The following is a 23,617-nucleotide window of genomic DNA, read 5'->3' as shown; positions in this document are numbered from 1 at the left end:
ATATTCTTAAAATATCCATTTAATTATTTTATTATGTTATCTACAATTTCATGAACAAAGTCTATATGATTCTTAGCATATTCTTTTACTCCCTCTTCCGCCCTATTAAATGTATAACTATTATTAGTTATATTAAACATAGATACATCATTAAAAGAATCTCCAACTGTATATATATCATCAAAACTCTTATTTTCAAGTTCTAGTACCTCTGTAAGTCCATTTCCTTTTGATGAACCTTTTGATACTATATCAACAAAAAATTGATTTCTAAATATTCCAAGTTCATCTCCAAACATACCTATTAAATTTTCTTTTATTTTCTCCGCTCTTTCTATTGAGCCATCTGTCGCAAATACACTTAATATAAGGGCTCCGCTTTTTAATTTTAATATCTCCTCTTTTGATGCTATATCAACATCTAATTCTGCAAAGAATTCAAGATTATTTAAATCAACACTAGGGTTTTCAATTAAATTCATTCCATTTCCATTATCAAAATAAACCATTGTATTTTCTTCTTGTGAGAATTCTTTAATAATCTTTTCTACCACGTCAAAACTTATCATACTATTTTTTATAACCTTAAGGTCTTTATCTAATATTAATGCTCCGTTACAAAGCACTAAGTAATCAAATTCTAACTCATATTTTTCTAAGACATCTTTCATCCCTAAAAAAGTTCTTCCAGTGGATACAATAAATTTGTGTCCTTCTTTCCTTAATCTCTTTATTCCCTCAATATCCTTTTGATTAATCTCTTTATCAACTAATAAAGTTCCATCAAAATCACTCGCTAGTATCTTCATATTACCTCCATAAATAAAAAAAATATATCTCACACTTACTATAGCATGAGATATATTTAAATTACAGATTATTCTACAGAATTATACAATTTCTTCTGATTTTTTATCTTTTTTCTTATACTTAAGATGTAATAACTCATGAGCCTTTCCATGACCTGGATGTCCCATATATGTTTCATACATCTTTAATAAAGCTTCATTTTCATGAGATTTTCTCTTTTTAAAGTTTTTATCTTGATTATATAAAACAGATGCTCTTACAGCTCTTACATTTATCTTTTCTCTATCTGTAGCACTTACATGTGGCTGACCACCACCATCTACACATCCACCAGGACATGCCATTACTTCGATGAAGTGGTATTGTTTATTATCAAGTCTTCCACTTTCAATGAATTCAAAAAGATTTGCTGAACCATTAACTACAGCTAGATTATAGTCTTTTCCACCTATCTTCACAGTAGCTTCTTTAATTCCATCTAATCCTCTTACTTCATGATATTCTACATTTTCTAAGCTTTCATTTTCAACAAAGTCCTTAGCTGTTCTTATTGCAGCTTCCATAACTCCACCTGTTGCTCCGAATATTACTCCAGCACCAGTGTATTCTCCCATTGCAGGATCTTGAACTCCATCTTCTAAATTAGCAAAATCTATCTTTCTAGCTTTTATCATTTTAGCTAATTCTCTTGTTGTAATAACAGCATCTATATCTCTTAATCCGTTTTGTTCCATTTCTGGTCTATCAGCTTCATATTTTTTAGCTGTACATGGCATAACAGTTACCGTAAATACCTTTTTAGGGTCAATATCAGCTAATTGAGGATAGTATGTTTTAGTAGCAGTACCAAATATTTGTTGAGGTGATTTAGCTGTTGATAAATTATCTATAAGATTTGGATAGTAATTTTCAACTTGTCTTACCCAAGCAGGACAACATGATGTAAGCATTGGGAAAGGTCCACCCGCTTGTATTCTTTGGACAAGCTCAGTTGCTTCTTCCATTATGGTCATATCAGCACCAAAGTTTATATCAAATACTTTATTGAATCCTAATTCCCTTAAAGCAGTATATAATTTACCAGTTACATCTACCCCATAACCCATTTTGAATAATTCACCCATTGAAGTTCTTACAGCAGGAGCCATAGCAACTAATACATGCATTTCTGGATCAGCTAAAGCTTCTTCAACTCTTTCAATATGTGATTTTTCCTCTAATGCAGCCACTGGACATGCAGATACACATTGTCCACATAATAAACAATTTGTATCATCAAAACATTTATTATCTGTTGGAGCTACCATTCTAGTTCCATCAAAGTTTGCTATCTTTATAGCTTCTGTACCTGATTTTACTTTACAGCTTGATTGGCATCTTCCACAAAGTACACATTTTGTTCTATCTATAGTAATTGATTTACTTCTTTCATCAATATATTCACTTTTATCTTTTGGTAAGAAAGGCGTTGTTGCTCTTCCTTTACTTTTTATAACTAATTTTAAGAACTCACAAGTTTCTCTTCTTGAACATGGTCCACACTTGAATTCATGTTTATTTAATAAAGCTGAAACTCTAGATTTAACTCTTTCTTGAACCTTTTCTGTGTTTGTTCTTATAACCATTCCATCTTCAACTTTTGTAAGACATGCTAGTACAAGATTTGGTTTACCTTCAACTTCTACTGCACAAACTCCACACTTACCAACATTTCCACACTCTTTTAAATAGCAAAGAGTAGCAATGTCATCAATCCCATTTGCTCTCGCTGCATCTAATATATTAGTACCTTCTGCAACTTGGATTTCCTTATCATTAATAACTAATTTTTTCATCCTAAAAGACGTACCTCCATTAACTTAAATTTAAAACTCTCTTAAACAAAAACTTTGTTATAATTTTAACTTATAATAATAAAAATAAAATTTATATTATTAAGTATAAATTTATATAAAATATCTAATCATATTTAAACTACTATTAGATTTTAACCTATTCCGATACTAATATCAATTGGAAGTTCCTATTATTATGTATCAGAATTTCCTATAACTTGCATTAACAAACGATTTCTACTATACTTTTATTATATTTACTAAGAAATTTCCAATAAAAGTAACAAAGGAGTAATTAATGATACTTGTATACAATAGAACTACAAAATCACATGAGGAAGAAAAGGTAGCTGGAAGAAAGTATTTAGAATGGTGCTATCAATCACCTGCTGGCAAACGCCTTACCGAATTATTAATTAAGAAAAAACTTTGCTCTAAAATGTATGGACTTTTCTGTGACACTAAATTAAGTACAAAGAAAATACCACAATTTATAGAAGATTTTAATATTGATATGGATATATATTCTAAGGAAGCTTCTGATTTTATAACATTTAATGATTTCTTTGCAAGAACGGTGCTACCAAATGCTCGTCCAATTCCAGATGATATTAATAAGTTAATGTCACCTGCAGATGGAAGACTCTTTGCTTATGAAAACATAGATATGAATAAAATCGTTCAAGTTAAGGGAATTACATATAGCTTAAAGGAATTGCTTGGAGGTTCAAATGTTGCTAAAGACTATGATGGCGGAACTTGTTTAATTTTTAGACTTTGTCCAACAGATTATCATAGATATCACTTTATAGATTCTGGTACCCCTGGACCAAATCACTTTATAAGAGGAAATTACTATTCAGTAAATCCTATAGCAGTTGATAAAATACCTAAGTTATTCTGCCAAAATAAACGTGAATGGTCAGTATTTAAATCAGATAATTTTGATGATGTACTCTATGTTGAGGTAGGGGCAACATGTGTTGGTAGTATAATTCAATCATACACAGTAGGCAAACACGTCAATAGGGGCGATGAAAAAGGATATTTTAAGTTTGGTGGATCAACAGTTATAGTATTCCTAAAAAAAGGGATAGTTAAAATTGATGATGATATAATAAATCAAACTAATTTAGGATATGAAACAAAGGTAGTTATGGGTGAAGAAATAGGTACCAAGATACTATAGTAAAATAACTCAAGATTTAATCTTGAGTTATTTTGTTTATTATATTCTCTAATGTTTTTTTAAAGATATTTATATCTCTATCAAGTATAACTAAGTGTATTCCCATCTCTCTTGCTCTATCTATCACTGATGATTTATTTGGCTTTTTAGTAGCTATTAGTATTTTTTTAGAATTTTCCCCACCAATTCTATCACTATATACCTTTAACTCATTAAGTGTATTTTCGTCATACTTTGCACTATCTTTGCAAGATATACATACCATAACTGAATCTTTAATAGCTACAACATCTAATTCATTTTTTATATTTCCGTGAAGCTCATTCCACATAAATACAACTCCACTTTTAACATCATCTATAGAATTTATTTCTTTAACTATACTTTCTGTAAGAATCTCAAGCCAAGTTCCACTTTTAAATATAAATCCTTTCAGATAATCATTCAAAAATGTAACTTTTATATCCTTATCTTCTTCTACATCTATTAAATTTAATTTTTTAAGACTGCTTATTACTTTAAATAAGATAGTTTTTTCTTCATCACATAATTTTTCTTTATTTATAGTAACTATTTTTTGATTAGTATAATCATGTGAAAATATTTCCGTATCATATAACCTTTGTTTGTACTTATGCCATATATCCATATTCTCATAGATTATCTTAGCAAAATCTAATATCTGATTATCATTTGTAAGTCTACACTCATGAGATATTATATTATTGCCATTCGATTTAAATATTTCCTCTATATCTAAATCTACAAGCTCCTCTTCTAATATATTTAAATTCTTCTTAAACCAATATTCCTTCTTTCTAGGTATATCAATATATACTCCATCTATATTAAGTTCCTTACACTTATATAAAAGTTTAAGAGCCTTTAATGTATCATCTAAAGTTAGGTTTATTATAAGTCTACCCTCTTTACCTTTAAACCTATCCATTATACTATCTATATCATCTTTCACTATTTCAATCTTACTATCATTATTACTTTCTTTATATATCTCCACTAAGTTATCAAACACCTCGTCTTTATGCACATTACATTCAGCAACAATTATATTTTCAAACTTATATTTTTTAGCTAAAATTATTCCACTTTCATTATGATTATTAAATACTGTAAGCAAGGTACCTTCTTTCATAATAACTCTCCTTAAATACTCTATTTTATAATTAATTTAACCCTTAAACACAACTTTAATTCAAAGAGAAGTGTAATACATCAGATAATTATCCCTATAAAAAAAGAGAAACCTATATAGGTTTCTCTTTAGATTCAAACTATAAATTATCTATAGTGTCATTTATAAAGTTGATAAGCTTACTATTATCAAATACGTATTCCTTTAAATCTATTTTCTTGTAGTTATTAATAGCTTCATTTAATGAATCAAAATCTGTACAATTAATTGTATATCCTTCTTTTGATAGCTTATTACATATTTCTAACTGGTGATCATCATTATGTTCATTATACTTTGAAAGCCTTGGCATAGTTATAACTTTCTTTCTATATCTAAGCCCAGTAAGTATTGAACCAACTCCTCCATGAGTTATAACAAGATCACTTTTATTTATATATTCATTGAATTCCTTTGGTGATAAAAAAGGTATTACCTTATATTTTTTTGAAGAAAACTCTGTATTCCCTGATTGGATTATAATTTGCTCGTTAATATTCATATCTTCTAAATACTGTAACATTCTTTTAAACTCTAGCTCATGAGTTCCTAAAATAACGAATATCATTAATATAAATCTCCTTTGTAAATTGCATTTTCATAGACATCAAGCATTTCTTCATGTTGAACTAAAAATACATCTGCAATTTTATTTATCATCCTACCAGACATACTTTGAGAATTTACTCTTGCAAATGTTTCAATAAATATTATATTCTTCTTAAATAACTTTGCAATATAACACATTGGTACCGCTGTGTGAGCTCCAGTTGTTACTATTACATCTGGTCTTATCTTCATATACAAAAGTAATGATTTTATTATGTTATATGGAAACTTAAACATATAACTAAGCATATAATTTCTAGCTCCGTACACTAAATAATTTATTTTATTTCCATACTCTTCTTTTAGTTTTAAAGTAGTATCATTCTTCTCAGTTATTATATGATAATCATAGTTTTTAAATATACTTTTTAATTGCATTAATTCAGATAAGTGCCCACCAGTTGATGATATAAATATAACTTTTTTCATGTATCTCACCTAAATATCCTTCTTTAAGATTATTTTATCTACAAATCTTTTAGATGCTAAACCATCAGTATAATCAAAGAATTTATTTTTAAATGCCTTTATTTTTTCATAATCACAATTACTGCTATTTAATACTTCTATAAGTTCGTCCGTATTCTTAACTATAGGCCCTGGTACAAAGCTTTCATATGGATAATAGAAATCTCTCTCATGCTCATATGAGTCTAAGTCATCAGCATAGAATATCATAGGTCTCTCTAGTAGTGAATATTCAAATACTATTGATGAATAGTCTGTAATAAGTAAATCTGTAATTATTAAAATATCATTTATAGCTGGATAGTCTGATAAATTAACTATTCTATCATTTTTTATATTTATACTATCTTTTACAAATGGATGCATCTTAAGTGCCAATATATAACCTTCTGGTAATGTATTTACTACTTTCTCTACATCAAAAGCTATATCCATTTTAGCATCTGATTGACTATTACCTCTAAATGTAGGCGCATATAATACAATCTTTTTGCCTTTGATTTCTGGATATTTATTATATACTCTCTCCATGGCATCCTGCTTCATTTTCTCATTAAAGAATATATCTGTTCTTGGTATTCCTATAGGATCGATATTATCCTCACTCATATTAAAAGCTTCAGCATAATACTTAGCTACCTCTTTTGAACTAACTAACACATGTGAGTAGTTACTGTGTATTGGTATATACTTAACATAACTATTATCTGCCCCAAAGTTTTTATCTAATATACTAAATCCAAACTTTTTAAATGCGCCACAGGCATGCCACACTTGAGCTACTTCTGTACCTCGTCTAAGTTTCCTTACCGTATATACCGGAAAGTAAAAATCATCTATTAAAAAATACTCAGAAGTTGCCATATAGTATGTAGCTTTCATCATATGAAGAAAATAAGTTACTATTCCTTTTACTCCTTTATTAAACTTTTCATAAAGGAATTTACACTCATATCCTGAATTTCTTGATTCTATTTCATCATGTATATATTTAAAATTACCATTCATAGTGTCATTTCTATAAGTTGCAAATATTATCCTCTTCTTTACAGGAACTATATAAGAACAATAATATACAATCCTTAGTAGGTACTTTAATATTACTCTTTCTAATGTTTTCATGTACTAAAATCCTCACCTTAAGATATATTTAAAGACCCTTATAAAAGGGCCTTTATTTTAATATTAAACTCTCCAATTTAATACTGTTTTAAATGGAGTTGTTAAGTCATGTTCAAATCCTTTTATTATATCTTCAATGCCTCTTACATCAATTACTGCTGAAATTAGTTTTTGTAATTGATTTTGAGCATCTTCATGAGCTTCTAAGAAATCTACTCCCTCTTGGAAATCAATTCTTCCACTTCTACTGCTTCCTACAAATGTTAGACCCTTCTCTAAAACCATTCTAGTATTTATAGGCACTGGATTTTCTGAAACTCCAAGTAGTGCAATTGTACCTTCTGGATTTATGTAATCTATTATTTGATCTATTGCATATTGACTTCCTTTTCCACCAACTGCTTCAAAAGCATGATCTACTCTTAAATCATCTGGAATATTATCTATTTGTATAGTTTCATCTACGAATGAGAAGAAGTTTAATTTTTCTTCGTTTTTACCGAAAACTATTATTTCTGATTCCGGGAATTTCTTTCTAAGTATTAATGCAGTTATAAATCCTACATTTCCATCTCCCCAGATTCCTATCTTATTTCTTCTCTTATGAGCTCTTCTATCAAATCTATCTATTGAATGAGCTGAAACACTTATAAGTTCTAGGAATGAAGCAACGTCATGATTTATATTATCATATTTTATAATACGATCTCTTTTCATAAATACATATTGTTGCATAAATCCATCATAACCACTGGCTCTAAACTTACTTGTTGTTAAGTAATTTTCTGCTATTACATTATCAACTTGAGTTGGAGTATTTGGTATCATAACTACTGTATCTCCAGGTTTAAATTCTCCCTTTGGATCATATATAACTTCGCCAACACCTTCATGAATAAGAGCCATAGGAAGTTTCTTCTTCATAGCTTCTTTTCCTCTTGTTCCTGTATAGTATCTTTGGTCTGCTGCACATATTGATAATCTTGTAGGTCTTATAATTATTCCTTCTCCATCTAAGCTTCTCTCTTCAAATTCTACAGTGATTTGCTTAGGTGCAATTAATCTATATACCTTATTTATCATTTATCTCATCCCTCACTAAAGCATTTGCTAGTTTTAAGTCATATGGAGTAGTTATCTTCATATTGAATACTTCTCCTTGTACTAACTTAACATGTTTTCCTTTAACAACGAATATCTTTGCAGCATCAGTTAATATTTGCTTTTCATCATTTGATAATGAATTATATAAATTAGTTAATTCTTTTATATTAAAACTTTGTGGTGTTTGTCCTTGATACATAAAGTCACGCCTTGGGATATCACTTATTATATCCCCATCAACTGATTCTACTATTGTATCGAAAGCTGGAACGACAGTGTCACAAGCACCAAATTCTAAAGTAGAATCTATGTTATCATTTATTATTCTATGAGTTAAAAACGGTCTTACTGCATCATGAGTAACTATTATATCTTCATCATTTATTCCGAATTTTTCTTCGATATACCTTATACCACTCATTATTGACTCATTTCTATCTGATCCACCTGCACATATAACTATGTTATCTATTAGATTTTTTGGTATGTATTTATTTATTAAATCATTAGTGTGTTGAATCCATTGCTTTGGTGTTGTTATGATTATTTTATCAAATCTTGTATTTAATAAAAACGTCTCAACAGTATGAATTATTATTGGCTTATCACCAATTTTTAAAAATTGCTTTGGCATTTCAGTGTTACCCATACGAGTACCTTTTCCACCTGCTAATATCTCTGCGTATATCATATTATCACTCCTATGCATATTTTCTTTTATGCTCATTCTTTGTAATTTAACGATTCTTTATCTAGTTTCTTATCTTATATTATCATAATTTAATAATATATTATTTTATGCTTTACTGTATTAAATATATATTACATTTACTTATTGTTTTCCATATTATTATAATTGTATCATAATTTTTTATTATTTAAAATAATAAGGATAGTGATAAACACTACCCTTATTTTAACTATTAATCTTTTTTTACCTTTAATCTGTTATTCTTTATTATTAGAGATAATTTATAGTCTTGTGCCATAAATTGTCCTACCTTATTCATGCACCATATCTGTCTTATAAACGGCTCATCATCAATATTTAAATATATCTCAGCATTGAAGTATCCCTTAGGTATATCCTTCAACTTTATATTTAACTTATAATTCTTTCTATTTGTTCCACTTACTTCTTCTACCTCAATGATATTGAATTTAATTTCAATATCATCTTGCTTTAATACAAGTCTATCTATAGTAAACTTTTTATTTTCTGGTTCAATTTCTACATATCCTTTTAATTCAACACTATCACCAAACATATTTATATCAGTTAGACTTTGCTTAATTTCCACTAAGTCTTTATACTTTTCAATATCATCTAATATTTTTTCAACTGATACCCCATTTAAATAATGTTTATACATATTACCTATTTCATCTATTTCTCCACTAGCAATAAGTTTACCTTCATGAATCCATATTCCCTTTGTGCAAAAGCTTCTCATCTGTGGAAGTGAGTGAGATACAAAAAGTATTGTCTTCCCCTCATCCCTAAACTTATCCATTCTCTTCATGCACTTTTCCCTAAATATCTCATCTCCTACAGCTAATGCTTCATCAACAACAAGTATATCCGGATCTATATTTACTGCTATAGCAAATCCTAAACGTGCTTTCATACCACTTGAATACATTCTAACTGGTTGCTCAATATATTCTCCAAGTTCTGAGAAATCAATTATATCATCAATCTTTTCACTGATTTCATTTTTTATCATTCCCATTGAATATCCCTTTAGATATATATTTTCTCTACCTGTAAGTTCCCCATCAAACCCTGCTGTAAGTTCCAATAAGGCTGATACTTTTCCTCTAACTAATATATCTCCTTCTGTTGGATACACAACTCCTGTAACCATCTTAAGTATTGTTGATTTTCCAGATCCATTTTTGCCCAATATCCCAATAACTTCACCTTCTGGTAACTTCAAATCCAGTCTATCTATCGCTCTATATGGTGTATATCTTTTTCCCCAAAACAAATCCTTAAATCTATCTTTATCATCTTTATATAATTTATATTCTTTAACTACATTTTTAAATTCAACTGCATATTCCATAAATCTTCTCCTTATAAAACATCTGCAAAGTCTTTGTGTAACTTCTTATAAATATGGCTTCCTATAAATGCAATAATTAAAATAACTATCCATATATATATCGTATATTTACTTTCAAAAAACCAATGTTTATATAAAAATGTATCTCTATAACCTTGAATAAAATAATTTACTGGATTTAATTTTAATATAAACTTTAAAGTTGGTGAACTTACATTATTTATATTCCAAAGTATTGGAGTAAGCCATAATACGGCTTGAATTGCTGCTTTAACTAGGTTTTCAAAATCTCTGCTTATAACAGATAATGATGATAAAGTCCATGATAATACTAAAAAGAATATATACATAGTCGGTATGTAATATATCAATTGCAAGTAGTATATATCAGGGAAATACCCTAAACAAGAAAACAATATAATAACAGCAGCTATTAGCATAATTTGTATATACATCTTAGACAATAATACAAATGTAGGTATTGTTGAGATTGGGAATTTCATCTTAGTAACAAAATGTCTATATTGCCTAATAGACATAGCTCCTGCAACAATTCCATCATTAACAAAGAACCAAGGTGTTAATCCAGCAATTAGCCAAACAAAGAATGGAAATCCATCAACCATAGAACTTGTTCTAATGAAAGTAAATGCAAATAAATAAACTAATATTGTTACCATAGGCCTTATAACTGCCCAAGAATATCCTAAAGCGGCACCTTTGTAAAATTTGACTAAATCCGTTTTAGATATTAATATAGTTTGTTTAATATTTTTTATATTTTCTACTATCATAGTTTTTAACATAATATCACCTATTTATCTGTACTAGTTATATAATCAACTAATCTTTTACTTGCCTTTCCGTCATTACTGTCAAAGAATTTATTTCTAAAGACTTCTACTTTTTTACTATCAAACTTATTATCTTTTATTACCTCTATTATATCTGTATTACTATAAGCTATAGGGCCTGGAACAAACTCGTCATAATCATAATAGAAGTCTCTTTCTCCTAAATATTGTTGTTTGTCATATGCGTAAAACAGTATTTTTTTATCTAACAATGCAGCCTCAAATACTACTGATGAATAATCAGTAATAACAATATCTGTTATTACTAATAATTCATTTATATCAATACTACTATCTAAACTTAATATTCTATCTGTAAATTCATTTGGAATTTCAAGTATATCATTCAATCCAAATTTTACACTCGGATGTAATTTTAATACTAATACATACTCGTCACCAAGTTCTCTTAATATTCTCACGGGATCAAGCTTTAATTTAAATTGCTGTCTTTCTTTTGCTCCTCCTCTAAATGTAGGTGCATAAGTAATTATTTTTTTATTTTCTAACATTGGATTTTCATCTAGTAATTTATTAGTTATATATTCTTTATAATCATTATCTAACAAATTATCTGTTCTTGGTACTCCTAATGCTAATACATTATTTTTATCAATATTAAAAGCTTCCGAATATTCTTCCTTTATATTTTTAGAACTTGCTATAACTTTTGTATAATGTGAATGAGCTCTTTCCTCAAATTTAGCCGAATTTCCATCTTTTTTTCCAATAGCGCTAAACCCAAATTTTTTAAAAGCCCCACACGCATGCCATACTTGAATTATTTCAACATTCTTTTTAAATTTTAGTCCATATAGCTGCCTATAATAATCATCTAGTAAAATAGTTTTTGCCGTAGCAAAATCATAATACATTTTTAAAGTCTCAATTTTGCTTCTCTTTGAATCCAAATATAACTTAACATCACTTATGTTTCTCTCTTTTAATTCATAATATATAGATTTCAAATTTCCAGTCAAGCTATCCGATTTATTACTAGCTAAAATAACTTTGCTTTTTTTTGTTGGTAATAAGCTACACATGTAAAACATTACCTTATTGCTATTTCTATCAACTTTATTTTTAAACTTAGTTATTCTTCTAGAAATATTTCTTCTTACTAAATAAAAATATATATACTTTTCACTATTATGTTTAACACTTTTTTCTACATATTTCATCATTCTTTTATAATTATATCTAAGCTGGTTTATATTATAATCATCTAATTTCTTATAAGCTTTTACAAGTAATTCTATGTATTGCTTCTTCGCATCACTGGATAAAAATAAAAACTTATCTATTACTCCATTTATTAATATCCACCTTAACTTTTCTAGTTGATTAAATATTATTGGATCAATAGTATCTAAGATTTCTATCATTCCTTTTATAGCCTCTATCTGAACATTTATATCTCTGCTTACTATAGCTTTTTTAAATGGCGGCCATATATTTATATCAATTAATCTTATTAAGTAAGCCTTTTCTAATTCCCTTGCTATATGCTCATTATCTATATATGAATTTATTTCTTCTAATGCTAAAATCCATGATTTCTTTATATCATTTATTACATTATGAGGATTAACGAAAACTTGCTGAGTTAATGATCCACCGGCCTCTTTTCTAATTCTATAATAATATGAAATATATTGTGAACTAAATATTTTTTTAGCTCTTATATAGGCTTTTGTAACAAAAACCTGATCTTCTCCATAATTTATTCCCTTTGGAAATTCAATATCACGTATAAGATCTGTAGCATATATTTTATTACAAGGTCCCATCATCCAAAATAATTCATAATTCTTTTTTATATCCTTTGCCCCTTCTTCAAAAAAATGAGTTTTTACAGGCCACATTTTCTCTCCATCATACATACAAGTAGCACATACAACTATATCAGATTCAGTTTCCTCAGCTATGTTATATCTAACCTCTAATGAGTCTCTTGGAAGTACATCATCTGAATCAACAAATACGATATATTTTCCTCTAGCTATCTGTATACCATTATTTCTTGCTTGCCCAGGTCCTGAATTATTTTGAAAAATACTAATTACATTGTTATATTTCTCCTCATATTCTTTTATGATATTAGGGCTATTATCAGAAGAACCATCATCTATTAGTATTATTTCAAAATCATCTAAAGTTTGATTTACAATAGAGTCAAGAGTTTCTCTCAAATAATCTTCTACATTATATACAGGTACTATTACACTCACTTTACACTGATTGCTCAATTTAATTTCCTCCTAGTTAATAAAAACTACATTAATATCTTATTTAAACTTTTTAATTAACTTACTTATTTTTTTTCTAGCCATAGCTAACTTATTACTTGTATAAACTAATGCCGTTATTGCATCAATCATAAATTTACCATCATTATCCTTATACAATATCTTGAAAACAACTTTTTTAATTTTTCCTAAGTTTTCAATATGCCTTATATCTACTACTTTAACAAGATTCTTTAAGCTATTAAACACCTTCTGTTTATCATCTTTTTTACTTCCTATAAATGCTTCCTTTAATGGTGGCCATATATTAACATTAACTAACCTATAAAAATATGCATTCATCAAGCTATTATACTCATTTTTATTATCAACTGCTTTTTTTGTATCATATGATACATATTTCCATAACTCAGTAATATTTTGTATCACTTTTGATGGATCAACAAATACTTGTTGAGTAAGTGATCCACCATCTCTTTTCCTAATCCTATAATAGTATCCAACATATTTGGAAGTGAATATCTTATTAGCTTCTAAATACGCTCTAAGAACAAATACTTGATCTTCTCCGTAATTTATATCTTCAGGAAATCTATTGTTTTTTATTAAATCTCTCTTATATATTTTATTACAAGGCCCCATGATCCATAGTAGTTCATAGTTTTTCCTTATACTTTTATATCCTTCTAAAAAATGACTTTTTATAGGCCATTTATTTTCTCCATCATACATACATGTAGCACATATACTTAAATCTGAATCACTTTCCTTAGCTTGTATATATCTTTGCCTTAAAGAATCCTTCGGTATAATATCATCAGAATCTACAAAGATTATATATTCTCCAACGGCCATATCTATTCCGCTATTCCTCGCAGCACCAGGGCCCCTATTTTTTTGATATATTTTCTTTATTATGTCATATTTTTTTTCATATTCATCAATAATAGCTTGGCTTCCATCAGTTGACCCATCATTAACTATTATTAATTCAAAATTGTCTAATGTTTGATTAACCACAGAATCTAATGTCTCTCTTAAATATTCCTCTACGTTATAAACAGGTATTATTACACTTACCTTACATCTTTTAATCAACCATTTACCTCCTAAAATATAGCTTAATAAAATATAACTTAATATTTAAACTATCTACAATCTCAAGTACATTTTATTATATTATATATTTTATACTATGTACAGTTACAAGAATTTTAATCCTTATTCTTAAAATTATAAGAAAATATACCAATATTTATTTAAAAAAAATGGTCTAACTTTACAAATTAAACCATTTTGGTAGGGCGTATAGGAATCGAACCCATAATGTACCGTCCGTAGCGGTATGTTATATCCATTTAACTAACGCCCCATATATTATTTTTTATTAACAGAAATATCTTATCATAATTTTTAATCCAGTGCAAATTTATTTGCGGTAAGATAAATGGAAAGAGGCTATACTTAGAAGCTTCTTTCCTTGTTATAATTGCTTATTTAAAGATATATATCTGAAAACTCTATTTCTAATAATTGAACCTTGTCACTATGTTCTTCAAACTTGACTTCTTCTTTTTCTAATTTAATATTAGGAAGCATAACTGTAAACGTAGAACCTTCTCCTAATTTACTCTTTAAAGATACTTTTCCATTATGAAGCCCAACTAATGATTTAACTAAATCTAAACCTATGCCGCTTCCTTTATACTCACTCTTTTCATTTCCTCTATCAAATCTATCAAAAATTTTCTTTTGCTCTTCTTCACTTACGCCTATACCATTATCCATTACACTAATTTTAATATATTCATCGTCTATCATAAGAGTTACATATATATAACTTCCACTTGGTGAAAATTTTATAGCATTTGAAATAAGGTTTATACATATCCTGTCAAGAGATTGAGGATCTACCGCAACTATGCATTCCTCTTTATTTGTATCAAATATAAGAGTTATATCTTTTTGTTTTGCATATTTATCTATAGAACCTATCGTATCCTCAAGGAAGTTTACTATTTCTATATTTTTCTTATTCATTTTAAAATAATTTTTCTCTAATCTAGTTACATCAATTAAATTATCTATTAACTTTAGCATTTTATAGCTATTTCTTTTTAACATCTTTAAATATTCTTTTTCTTTATCATTATAATTAGAATATTCATTCTTCTTAACACATTCTAGCATCTGATTTATGCTCATAATCACATTTAGTGGTGATCTTAAATCATGAGATATATTCAGTATGAACTTTTCTTGCATTTCCTGCTTACCTTTTAAATTCTCTATAAGTGATATCATCTCTTCTCTCGATAATTCATTTACCTTATGTTTAAATTTATTTTGGACCATAATTCTCCCTACCTTACCCCCTATTTTAACCCTAAATAAATTTTATCATTATTTTCGAATACTAACAACCATTTTTTTGTATAATATCCTTTAATTTCATTTTTGTTTCTATAAAATAAATTTTATAAAATTATATTATTTTAAGATTTTATTGATATAATTTAATAACTTGTATTTCTATTTATACTATTAGATAATATCTAAGTATAATAAATTAATAAAAGGGAGGTTTTTATTATTAAAAATTTTATTATAATGACAGATTCTAGTTGTGATTTACCAAAAGATATAATAGATAGATTCTCTATACATTATATTGGTCTTATATGCAATTTAAATAATACTGAGTATGTTGAGGACTGTGGAGAATCATTAAGCTATTCAGATTTCTATAATGATTTAAGAAATGGTCTAATGCCAACCACATCACAGATAAATAGTTTTAGATTTTATGAAGCCTTTGAAAAGTATACTAAAGAAGATATTTCAGTTATATACCTAGCATTCTCTTCAGCACTAAGTGGGACATATAATAGTGCATTAATTGCTAAAGAGGAAATACTTGAATCTTATCCTAACGCAGATATATCAATCATAGATACTCGTTCAGCTTCACTGGGAGTAGGACTTTTAGTTTATGATGCATGCACATTAAGAGAAAATGGAGCTTCAAAAGATGAGGTTATTAAATATATAGAAGATACTAAGCTTAAGGTAAATCATCTATTTACAGTTGACGATTTGAACCATTTAAAACGTGGGGGTAGGATCTCTCCTGCTATGGCTACTATAGGTACATTACTTCAAGTTAAGCCGCTTCTTTACATTCCTGATGATGGTACTCTTCAAAACTTTGGTAAAGTAAAAGGAAGAAAGAAATCAATAAAAGCTTTATTTAATAAATTTGAAGAAAAAGTAGTAGATCCTAGTAATCAAACAATTTTCATATCTCATGGCGATTGTTTAAATGATGCGAAAAACTTAGCAAATATGATAAAGGAAAAGTATAATACAGAAGTAATTATAAATTATATTGGACTTGCAATTGGAAGTCATGCCGGTCCAAATACACTAACTCTTTTCTTTAAGGGAAATAATAGAAATATAAATTAAACATAATCTTCTTTTAAATAGTTAATACTATAACGAGAACTATTTGAAAGGGGATTTTTTATGAAAAGTTTAAAAGGAAGTAAAACAGCTGATAATCTAGCTAAGGCATTTGCAGGTGAATCTCAAGCTAGAAATAGATATACATTCTTCTCAAGAGTGGCTGCAAAGGAAGGACATAAGCAAATTGAATCTATATTCTTAGAAACAGCTGAAAATGAAAGAGCTCATGCTAAGGTTTTCTATGACTTAATGATTGAAGGTCTTGGAGCAGCACAAGTTCACGTCGATACAGATTATCCAATAGGCTTTGGAACAACTCTAGATAATCTTAAGTATGGAGCTGAAGGCGAGAGAGAAGAATGGGGTACTGCTTATCCTGAATTTGCTAAAGTCGCAGAAGAAGAAGGTTATCCAGAAGTTGCATTTGCATTCTCAAAAATATTAGAAATAGAAAAGCATCATGAACAACGTTATTTAGACCTATATGCTAACTTAAAAGATGATCTTCTATACAGACGTAATGAACCAGAATATTGGAAATGTAGAAATTGTGGATACATCTATGAAGGGACTGAAGCTCCCAAAATATGTCCTGCATGTAAGCACCCTCAAGGATATTTTGAAATTATGTATGACACTGAAGCTCTTGGCAAAAGTAAAAGATATGCTCCTAAATAATTGAAGGTAAAAAAATGAGATACTTATAAAGTATCTCATTTTTATTATAAAACATTAAATTTTGCTATACTTCCATTTTTAGTTGCCTTTACTTCAAGTTTTGCATCTACCCTTTCTTTAAGCTCTTCAACGTGAGATATTATACCGACCAATCTACCCCCACGTTGTAAATCTAAAAGACTGTCTATAGCATTATCAAGAGATTGTGGATCTAAAGTACCAAAACCTTCATCAACAAACATTGTTTCTAATGATACCCCTCCACTATTTGACTGAACTACATCAGATAACCCAAGGGCTAAAGATAACGATGCCTTAAAACTCTCTCCTCCTGAGAGTGAGCTTACATCTCTTGAACTTGCTGTATAATTATCATAAACTTCAAGCTCTAACCCCTTTTGACCTGCACCTTTACTCTTACTTGTTTTTCTTCTAAGAGAGAATCTATCTCCTGTCATTTTTTCTAATCTTAAGTTTGCTGCATCTATTATATCTTGGAAGTATGACGCTAATACATATCTTTCAAATGATATATACGGAGCCTTCCTTCCATTTGAAAGCTCTGAGAGCTCTCCTATAACTCTATACTCATCTTCTTTTTCCTTAAATTCCTTATTTAATTCTATAACCTTTTTTAAAACATTCATATTATTATCTATTATAGAAAACTCTTGTTTTAATTTATCTTCTTTTTCTTTCTCATCTATCTTCATACACTTAATTGAATCATCTATTTCTTCTATAGAAACTACACTTATATTTTCACATTTTTTATTTAATGTTTCTTTAGCTTCCATTAATATTCCGATTTTTTTGTTGTATTCGATTATTTCTTTATCCAAAATATCTATTTTATCAATATACATTTTTGTATTATTATAGTCATCTACATTTAAAAATCCTTCTTTTCCTAGATTAACTACAAAATCTTCTTTGGCCTTTTTAATATCTTTTTTTAGCTCTTTAATGCTTTTTTCTATTTCTTTGCACTTTGATTTTTCACCTTCAAAAATTTTTATAGTATTATCTCTCTTTTTTACTAGTGTAATTAATCTATTCTTACTATCCTCTAATTGCTTTTCCTTATCTTTTATTGATTTAGCTAAACTATTAATAGAATTAACTTCATCTGGAATATCTTTTTTAAGATTATTACATGAAGCCTTTAAGCCCTCGAGCTTTGCAAAGGTTCCTTTGTCTTCATTATTTAGCAATTCAATTGCTGCTTCTAATATCTTTATATCTTCTTCTAGTTCCCTATTTCTTTTTTGAAGTGAATCTTTATTATTTATCTTAATTATAATATCCTTTAGCTCATTATTTATAGAATCAATTATATTCTTTAATTCAATTCCCTTATCTCTTATGATAACTTTTAAATTATCTTCATAAGTACTAAAATCATCTCCTATGTTTACTGACTTTAAGATATCATTGATATTTTGTAATGCATTATTTACGTTAGAATTTATTTCAGTTAGATTTATTATTTTTTCATTATTCTTTTTTTCATATTTTTCAAATTCAATCTTCTTTTTCTTTAATTCCTCTTCAGTTGGTATGCTTCCGCCACTTTTGCTTGCTGGATTTGGATGGTCTAATGAACCGCACACAGGACAAGGAATTCCATCTAATAACCCATTTGCTAATATACCAGCTTGTTCTTTCTTATATATTTCTTCTAAATTTTCATACTCACTTTTAATATTTTTATATTTAATTTCAAACTGAGAATATTCATTTTTAAAACTTATATGATCATTTTTTATACCTTCATATAATCTTATCTTCTCGTATAAATCCCTCAGTTCATTAATTCTTTTTGTTTCATCTTTTATGATGTTTTCTAAGTTAACTTTTTTGATTTCAAGCTCAGAAATATTTTTTAATATAGCTTCATTTTCTTCTCTAATTTTTTTATTTTCCTCTAAACGCAATTGCTTATTTCTTATTTCAGTAGTTATTTCCTTAATTCTATTTTCAAAAGTTATTATTAGCTTTCTTTCTTTTTCATAAGCCTCTATCTTAGGTTCTATATTTCTTAATTTACCTATCTCTTCAGTAAGTTCAACTCTTAATTTATCATTATTTTCTTCAACCTTTACAAAATCCTCTTGCTTGCTTAATTCATTTTTTAATCTTTCTATCTCTTTAATTGAATTATTATATTCTGTATCTTTTATCTCTAATCTTTTATTAAAATCTATATACTTATCTTCTATATGTTTAATATCTTTAGCCTTTTTTATTTTTAATAATAATTCTTTTTTTCTTTCAAAATCACCTTCCTTAAGTAATTCCTTTTCTAAATTTATTGCTGTTTCTTCTTTTTCTTTTAGTAAAGCATTATTTTGCTCTCCTATTAATTTTTCTTTATTCTTTTTCTCTAAAGCAGATTTTATTTCATTTAATGAATCCTTATTTTCCTTATACGAACTCTTCTCACTATTTATTAATTCAGTAAGCTCCTCTATTACTAAAGGAAAATCTATATAATCACCAATTAAAATATTATGTTCACCTTGTATATTTTCTAAATAAGTCTTCATCTTTTCCTTACATAAGTTTCTTTCCTTACTTAATTTAATAGCCTTATCTTTAAGTGATGACTGTATTTTTTCAAAGGCATACGTATTAAATATCTTTCTAAAAATACCTTCACGTTCTACAGAACTTGCAAGAAGTAATTTCTTAAACTCACCTTGTGGAAGCATAACAATTTGCTTAAATTGTTCCTTAGTTATACCTAAAATTTCAGTTATTTTATCATTAACAGCCTTAACCTTTGTAATAACTTTACCATTTGGAAGTACTAACTCAGCTTCTGGCTCTTTATCTGTAAACCCTTCCCCCCTAGTCTTTCTTTTCTTTTGTTTAGGGCTTCTTACAACTTTGTATGTATCTCCTCTAAGTTCAAAATCTAACTCTACAAATGTTTCCGTATCATCATCTGCAAAGTGGCTTCTAAGGGAATCATTTTCTCTAGATTCTCCGCTTGCCTCTCCATATAAAGCATAACTTATAGCATCAAATATAGTAGTCTTACCTGAACCTGTAGTACCTGTTATAACAAATATATTTCTACCTTTTAATTCTCTAAAATCAAGTTCTTGCTTTTCTGCATATGGTCCAAATGCTGATATTACTAATCTAACTGGTCTCATAAATTACACCTCCTCTTTTAAAATTTTATTTATAGTTTCATCTATAATTTTACTTTTCTCTTCTGTAAATTCTCCATCTGATAATGCATTATAAAATTCTTCAAATAAATCTTTTTCTGATTTATTTTTATATCCTTTTTTAGCTGATGTGCTATTCTCATCATGTTCTCTTTTCTTTTCTCTAGTTATTAGCATTACATTTGGATATACTGCTCTTAATTTTTCTATTGGATTTATAAGTTCACCTTCATCTAATAGAATTGCCTGTATATAATCTTCTCTTCCATCTACTACACTTCTACCGATCTCTATAAGTTCATCTATATTTCCTTTTATGATTCTTAAATCCCTTATTGGCTTTAATTCTCTTAAATCTAAAGTTACATTCTTATCCTTATCTATATCGAATATTGTAACTCCCTTCTTTTGATTAACTTCCGAGAATGAATACTTTAATAATGAACCCGAATACCTTACTTCTTCTCTTCCTATTTTTTGCCTTCCATGAAGATGTCCAAGTGCCACATAATCAAAGTCATTAAATATATTACAATCAATGAGATCTGTTCCACCTATTGATAAAGGTCTCTCTGATTCGCTCACCTCAAGATTTGCAGCCTCATATTTATCTTCACTTGATTCTTTAGCCTCTTCTCTATACATAGTTACATATCCATGTGCTACTAGTATATTTCTATCACTCTTATCAATATTTTTATTTATATTTTCTACAACTGCTTTCATTGCATCATTATGATTTCTAATTTCACTATTATCTAAAAGTTTCTTAATTACTGATGGATCTTTATAAGGTATTAAATAAAAATTCACCTTACCATATTCATCATCTATCTCTATTTTTCTATATAATTCTTCGTCACGACCTACGATATATAATCCTTGTTTTTCTAATATATTACTAGCAAAGCATACTCTCTCTCCACTATCATGATTTCCTGATATGGCTAAAACCTTTATTCCTTTTTCCATTACTAATTTACTTAAAATATTATTTAGTAATTCTACCCCATCAACAGGTGGGATTGATCTATCATACATATCTCCAGCTATTATAAGTACATCTGGCCTTTCTTTATCTACAAGCTTTATTAATTCATCTAATATATATTTTTGATCTTCTAAAATTGAAAATTCATTTACTATTTTCCCAATATGCCAGTCACTTGTATGAATAATTTTCATATTAATCCTCCCTACCATTTTTACTATATAAATTAATTATATCAAAAAAGATGATTTCTAACCTTTAGAAATCATCTTTATATTTTATATGAGTCCATTTTACTAAATATAGTAATTGCTTTTAATACTCAGATTTTTAGAATATTTATATCTCTATCTGTTATATTCATATTTCATACATCAATATAAATTTCTAAAACCATATTCTAATAATTCATCTATTATCTTTCCCACAACTGTATTAAAACCTTTCCTCCAATTTCATTCTGAATTCTTTAGTATTCATTGGGAAAGTAATTATTTCACTGTTCCATGATGACAAATATGCCCCATTAATTATATATAATGAATTTATAGCTTCTTTTACAGGACACAACACATTTGTATTACCTGCAATAGAACCTATGAAGTTGTTTACAATAGCAGCTTGCTGTATTGAATTATCTGCATCATCAAATGTAAATTCTTTCTCTTTGAACGGAATTTTTCCGTAGACTTCATCTGTTGTATTTGCATAATTTTTTTCATCTTGTTCTAATTCACGAAATAGCAAGTTTTGATCATCAGATAAAATTACCTGTCCTTTACTTCCTATTATCTCCAAACGGTTACTTCCTGGAAATTCCCTTGAGGATGCGATGAACTGAGCAGTTGCACCATTCTGATATTCCATATGCAACATTACATCATTTTCTACTTCAATTTTACGCTCAGCACCGTAATAACAAAATGCATGAATATTTTTTGGCATACCGCATAGCCAGATCAACAAATCTAATTGATGAGAGGCCTGTGTCATCAATAAACCACCGCCTTCTCCCTTATATGTACCCTTCCAAGATTGTGCATTATGGTATGCCTGAGTACGATACAGGTTTGTAATTATCCAGTTAACTCTCTTTAACTCTCCTATTTTTCCTGAAGAAATCAGATCCTTTATTTTGTTAAAGGCCTGACTGGTTCTTCTACAATACAGTACACCACTTAAAATATTAGGATGCATTTCTACGCACTTCATAAGTTTTTCCACTTCATCTGAAAATACTCCAACAGGCTTTTCAATTAATGTGTGAATGCCTGATTCAATAGCCTTGATTGCCATTGATGGATGGGTAAAATGTGGTGTACAAATCATTACCATATCTATCCTTCCAGACTTAACCATATCTTCATAATTTGTAAATAATGAAACATTTGTCAAGTCATATTTTGAACATATACCTTCCATACGTTCAAAATTTCTACTTGATAAAGCACAAATACGACACCCCTTAATTTTATTGCTGACAATTAATTTTATATATTCCTCAGCAATATATCCAATTCCCGCAATCCCTAATCTTATCATTTTTTTCCTCCCCAAATTATTATTTCTTATTAGTTCATAACAATACATATGCTTTCTGTTACTACATCACATAAGCTGGTCTACATATGGAAAGTGGATTTTATTTTTTCTTTTATAATTCTAACCCTTATAAAATCATATCTTACAACTTTTGTATGTACAAAAAACTATATTTAATTCATTTATTTTATAAATTACTTCTATAAAAGCATATTATAAACCTTTATTTTTCTAATAATATTTTTCTATTTAAGG

The 23,617-nt window shown here is 28.2% G+C and carries 19 protein-coding genes and 1 tRNA gene; 3 read left to right on the top strand and 17 right to left on the bottom strand.

The features are described 5' to 3' along the window. Positions 1-23 precede the first annotated feature (23 nt). The gene (locus K5V21_RS10705; protein ID WP_221861246.1) at positions 24-809 is read right to left on the bottom strand and encodes an HAD-IIB family hydrolase; all 786 of its coding nucleotides are present in this window, start codon (positions 807-809) and stop codon (positions 24-26) included. A gap of 81 nt (positions 810-890) precedes the next feature. After that, the gene (locus tag K5V21_RS10700; protein WP_204594204.1) at positions 891-2,645 is read right to left on the bottom strand and encodes a ferredoxin hydrogenase; all 1,755 of its coding nucleotides are present in this window, start codon (positions 2,643-2,645) and stop codon (positions 891-893) included. Positions 2,646-2,943: 298 nt separating this feature from the next. On the opposite strand from K5V21_RS10700, the gene K5V21_RS10695 reads away from it, so the two are divergent. Beyond that, on the top strand, positions 2,944-3,834 hold the full coding sequence (locus K5V21_RS10695; protein WP_221861245.1) for a phosphatidylserine decarboxylase: 891 nt from the start codon (positions 2,944-2,946) through the stop codon (positions 3,832-3,834). 16 nt (positions 3,835-3,850) lie between these two features. On the opposite strand, the gene K5V21_RS10690 is transcribed toward K5V21_RS10695, so the two are convergent. The 12 genes from K5V21_RS10690 to K5V21_RS10635 form a co-directional block, all read right to left on the bottom strand. Next, entirely contained in the window at positions 3,851-4,987 is a 1,137-nt protein-coding gene (locus tag K5V21_RS10690) for a Card1-like endonuclease domain-containing protein (protein WP_221861244.1), read from the bottom strand. A 139-nt stretch (positions 4,988-5,126) separates the two neighbouring features. After that, a complete protein-coding gene (gene pssE / locus K5V21_RS10685; RefSeq protein ID WP_221861243.1) occupies positions 5,127-5,594 on the bottom strand; it encodes a PssE/Cps14G family polysaccharide biosynthesis glycosyltransferase in 468 nt (155 codons plus the stop codon). Then, on the bottom strand, positions 5,594-6,064 hold the full coding sequence (pssD, locus tag K5V21_RS10680; protein WP_221861242.1) for a PssD/Cps14F family polysaccharide biosynthesis glycosyltransferase: 471 nt from the start codon (positions 6,062-6,064) through the stop codon (positions 5,594-5,596). Before pssD ends, pssE begins: the two co-directional genes overlap by 1 nt. 9 nt (positions 6,065-6,073) lie before the next feature. Beyond that, the gene (locus K5V21_RS10675) at positions 6,074-7,225 is read right to left on the bottom strand and encodes a CDP-glycerol glycerophosphotransferase family protein (RefSeq protein WP_221861241.1); all 1,152 of its coding nucleotides are present in this window, start codon (positions 7,223-7,225) and stop codon (positions 6,074-6,076) included. Between the two features lie 63 nt (positions 7,226-7,288). Next, entirely contained in the window at positions 7,289-8,308 is a 1,020-nt protein-coding gene (locus tag K5V21_RS10670; protein WP_221861240.1) for a ribitol-5-phosphate dehydrogenase, read from the bottom strand. Then, a complete protein-coding gene (locus tag K5V21_RS10665; protein WP_221861239.1) occupies positions 8,298-9,020 on the bottom strand; it encodes an IspD/TarI family cytidylyltransferase in 723 nt (240 codons plus the stop codon). Before K5V21_RS10665 ends, K5V21_RS10670 begins: the two co-directional genes overlap by 11 nt. Before the next feature lie 232 nt (positions 9,021-9,252). Beyond that, on the bottom strand, positions 9,253-10,398 hold the full coding sequence (locus K5V21_RS10660) for an ABC transporter ATP-binding protein (RefSeq protein ID WP_221861238.1): 1,146 nt from the start codon (positions 10,396-10,398) through the stop codon (positions 9,253-9,255). Positions 10,399-10,409: 11 nt separating this feature from the next. Continuing rightward, positions 10,410-11,204, bottom strand: a complete 795-nt coding sequence (locus tag K5V21_RS10655; RefSeq protein WP_221861237.1) for an ABC transporter permease — start codon at positions 11,202-11,204, stop codon at positions 10,410-10,412. Positions 11,205-11,212: 8 nt separating this feature from the next. Continuing rightward, complete coding sequence (locus tag K5V21_RS10650; protein ID WP_221861236.1) at positions 11,213-13,501, bottom strand: bifunctional glycosyltransferase/CDP-glycerol:glycerophosphate glycerophosphotransferase; 2,289 nt, start codon at positions 13,499-13,501, stop codon at positions 11,213-11,215. 39 nt (positions 13,502-13,540) lie between these two features. Further along, the gene (locus K5V21_RS10645; protein WP_221861235.1) at positions 13,541-14,599 is read right to left on the bottom strand and encodes a glycosyltransferase family 2 protein; all 1,059 of its coding nucleotides are present in this window, start codon (positions 14,597-14,599) and stop codon (positions 13,541-13,543) included. 199 nt (positions 14,600-14,798) lie between these two features. Further along, a tRNA-Arg gene (locus tag K5V21_RS10640) sits at positions 14,799-14,873 on the bottom strand. Between the two features lie 125 nt (positions 14,874-14,998). Then, positions 14,999-15,856, bottom strand: a complete 858-nt coding sequence (locus K5V21_RS10635; RefSeq protein WP_204594216.1) for a sensor histidine kinase — start codon at positions 15,854-15,856, stop codon at positions 14,999-15,001. A 237-nt stretch (positions 15,857-16,093) separates the two neighbouring features. On the opposite strand from K5V21_RS10635, the gene K5V21_RS10630 reads away from it, so the two are divergent. Together K5V21_RS10630 and rbr are read left to right on the top strand one after the other, a co-directional pair. Further along, positions 16,094-16,969, top strand: a complete 876-nt coding sequence (locus K5V21_RS10630; protein WP_221861370.1) for a DegV family protein — start codon at positions 16,094-16,096, stop codon at positions 16,967-16,969. Between the two features lie 60 nt (positions 16,970-17,029). Beyond that, the gene (gene rbr / locus K5V21_RS10625) at positions 17,030-17,647 is read left to right on the top strand and encodes a rubrerythrin (RefSeq protein WP_221861234.1); all 618 of its coding nucleotides are present in this window, start codon (positions 17,030-17,032) and stop codon (positions 17,645-17,647) included. 44 nt (positions 17,648-17,691) lie between these two features. Here rbr and K5V21_RS10620 read toward each other — a convergent pair whose 3' ends face one another. The 3 genes from K5V21_RS10620 to K5V21_RS10610 form a co-directional block, all read right to left on the bottom strand. After that, complete coding sequence (locus K5V21_RS10620) at positions 17,692-20,811, bottom strand: AAA family ATPase (protein ID WP_221861233.1); 3,120 nt, start codon at positions 20,809-20,811, stop codon at positions 17,692-17,694. Positions 20,812-20,814: 3 nt separating this feature from the next. Beyond that, positions 20,815-22,014, bottom strand: a complete 1,200-nt coding sequence (locus K5V21_RS10615) for an exonuclease SbcCD subunit D (protein WP_221861232.1) — start codon at positions 22,012-22,014, stop codon at positions 20,815-20,817. A gap of 241 nt (positions 22,015-22,255) precedes the next feature. After that, a complete protein-coding gene (locus K5V21_RS10610; RefSeq protein ID WP_221861231.1) occupies positions 22,256-23,362 on the bottom strand; it encodes a Gfo/Idh/MocA family protein in 1,107 nt (368 codons plus the stop codon). Between the last annotated feature and the right edge of the window lie 255 nt (positions 23,363-23,617).

Source organism: Clostridium sardiniense (assembly GCF_019753795.1).
In the GTDB taxonomy this organism is placed as follows: domain Bacteria; phylum Bacillota; class Clostridia; order Clostridiales; family Clostridiaceae; genus Clostridium; species Clostridium sardiniense.
This window is presented reverse-complemented; position numbering and strand designations above follow the sequence as displayed.

Bases quoted from the DNA above. Each gene is read 5' to 3' on its own strand.
- K5V21_RS10705 (WP_221861246.1), bottom strand. From the start codon at position 809: ATGAAGATACTAGCGAGTGATTTTGATGGAACTTTATTAGTTGATAAA.
- K5V21_RS10700 (WP_204594204.1), bottom strand. From the start codon at position 2,645: ATGAAAAAATTAGTTATTAATGATAAGGAAATCCAAGTTGCAGAAGGT.
- K5V21_RS10695 (WP_221861245.1), top strand. From the start codon at position 2,944: ATGATACTTGTATACAATAGAACTACAAAATCACATGAGGAAGAAAAG.
- K5V21_RS10690 (WP_221861244.1), bottom strand. From the start codon at position 4,987: ATGAAAGAAGGTACCTTGCTTACAGTATTTAATAATCATAATGAAAGT.
- pssE (WP_221861243.1), bottom strand. From the start codon at position 5,594: ATGATATTCGTTATTTTAGGAACTCATGAGCTAGAGTTTAAAAGAATG.
- pssD (WP_221861242.1), bottom strand. From the start codon at position 6,064: ATGAAAAAAGTTATATTTATATCATCAACTGGTGGGCACTTATCTGAA.
- K5V21_RS10675 (WP_221861241.1), bottom strand. From the start codon at position 7,225: ATGAAAACATTAGAAAGAGTAATATTAAAGTACCTACTAAGGATTGTA.
- K5V21_RS10670 (WP_221861240.1), bottom strand. From the start codon at position 8,308: ATGATAAATAAGGTATATAGATTAATTGCACCTAAGCAAATCACTGTA.
- K5V21_RS10665 (WP_221861239.1), bottom strand. From the start codon at position 9,020: ATGATATACGCAGAGATATTAGCAGGTGGAAAAGGTACTCGTATGGGT.
- K5V21_RS10660 (WP_221861238.1), bottom strand. From the start codon at position 10,398: ATGGAATATGCAGTTGAATTTAAAAATGTAGTTAAAGAATATAAATTA.
- K5V21_RS10655 (WP_221861237.1), bottom strand. From the start codon at position 11,204: ATGTTAAAAACTATGATAGTAGAAAATATAAAAAATATTAAACAAACT.
- K5V21_RS10635 (WP_204594216.1), bottom strand. From the start codon at position 15,856: ATGGTCCAAAATAAATTTAAACATAAGGTAAATGAATTATCGAGAGAA.
- rbr (WP_221861234.1), top strand. From the start codon at position 17,030: ATGAAAAGTTTAAAAGGAAGTAAAACAGCTGATAATCTAGCTAAGGCA.
- K5V21_RS10620 (WP_221861233.1), bottom strand. From the start codon at position 20,811: ATGAGACCAGTTAGATTAGTAATATCAGCATTTGGACCATATGCAGAA.
- K5V21_RS10615 (WP_221861232.1), bottom strand. From the start codon at position 22,014: ATGAAAATTATTCATACAAGTGACTGGCATATTGGGAAAATAGTAAAT.
- K5V21_RS10610 (WP_221861231.1), bottom strand. From the start codon at position 23,362: ATGATAAGATTAGGGATTGCGGGAATTGGATATATTGCTGAGGAATAT.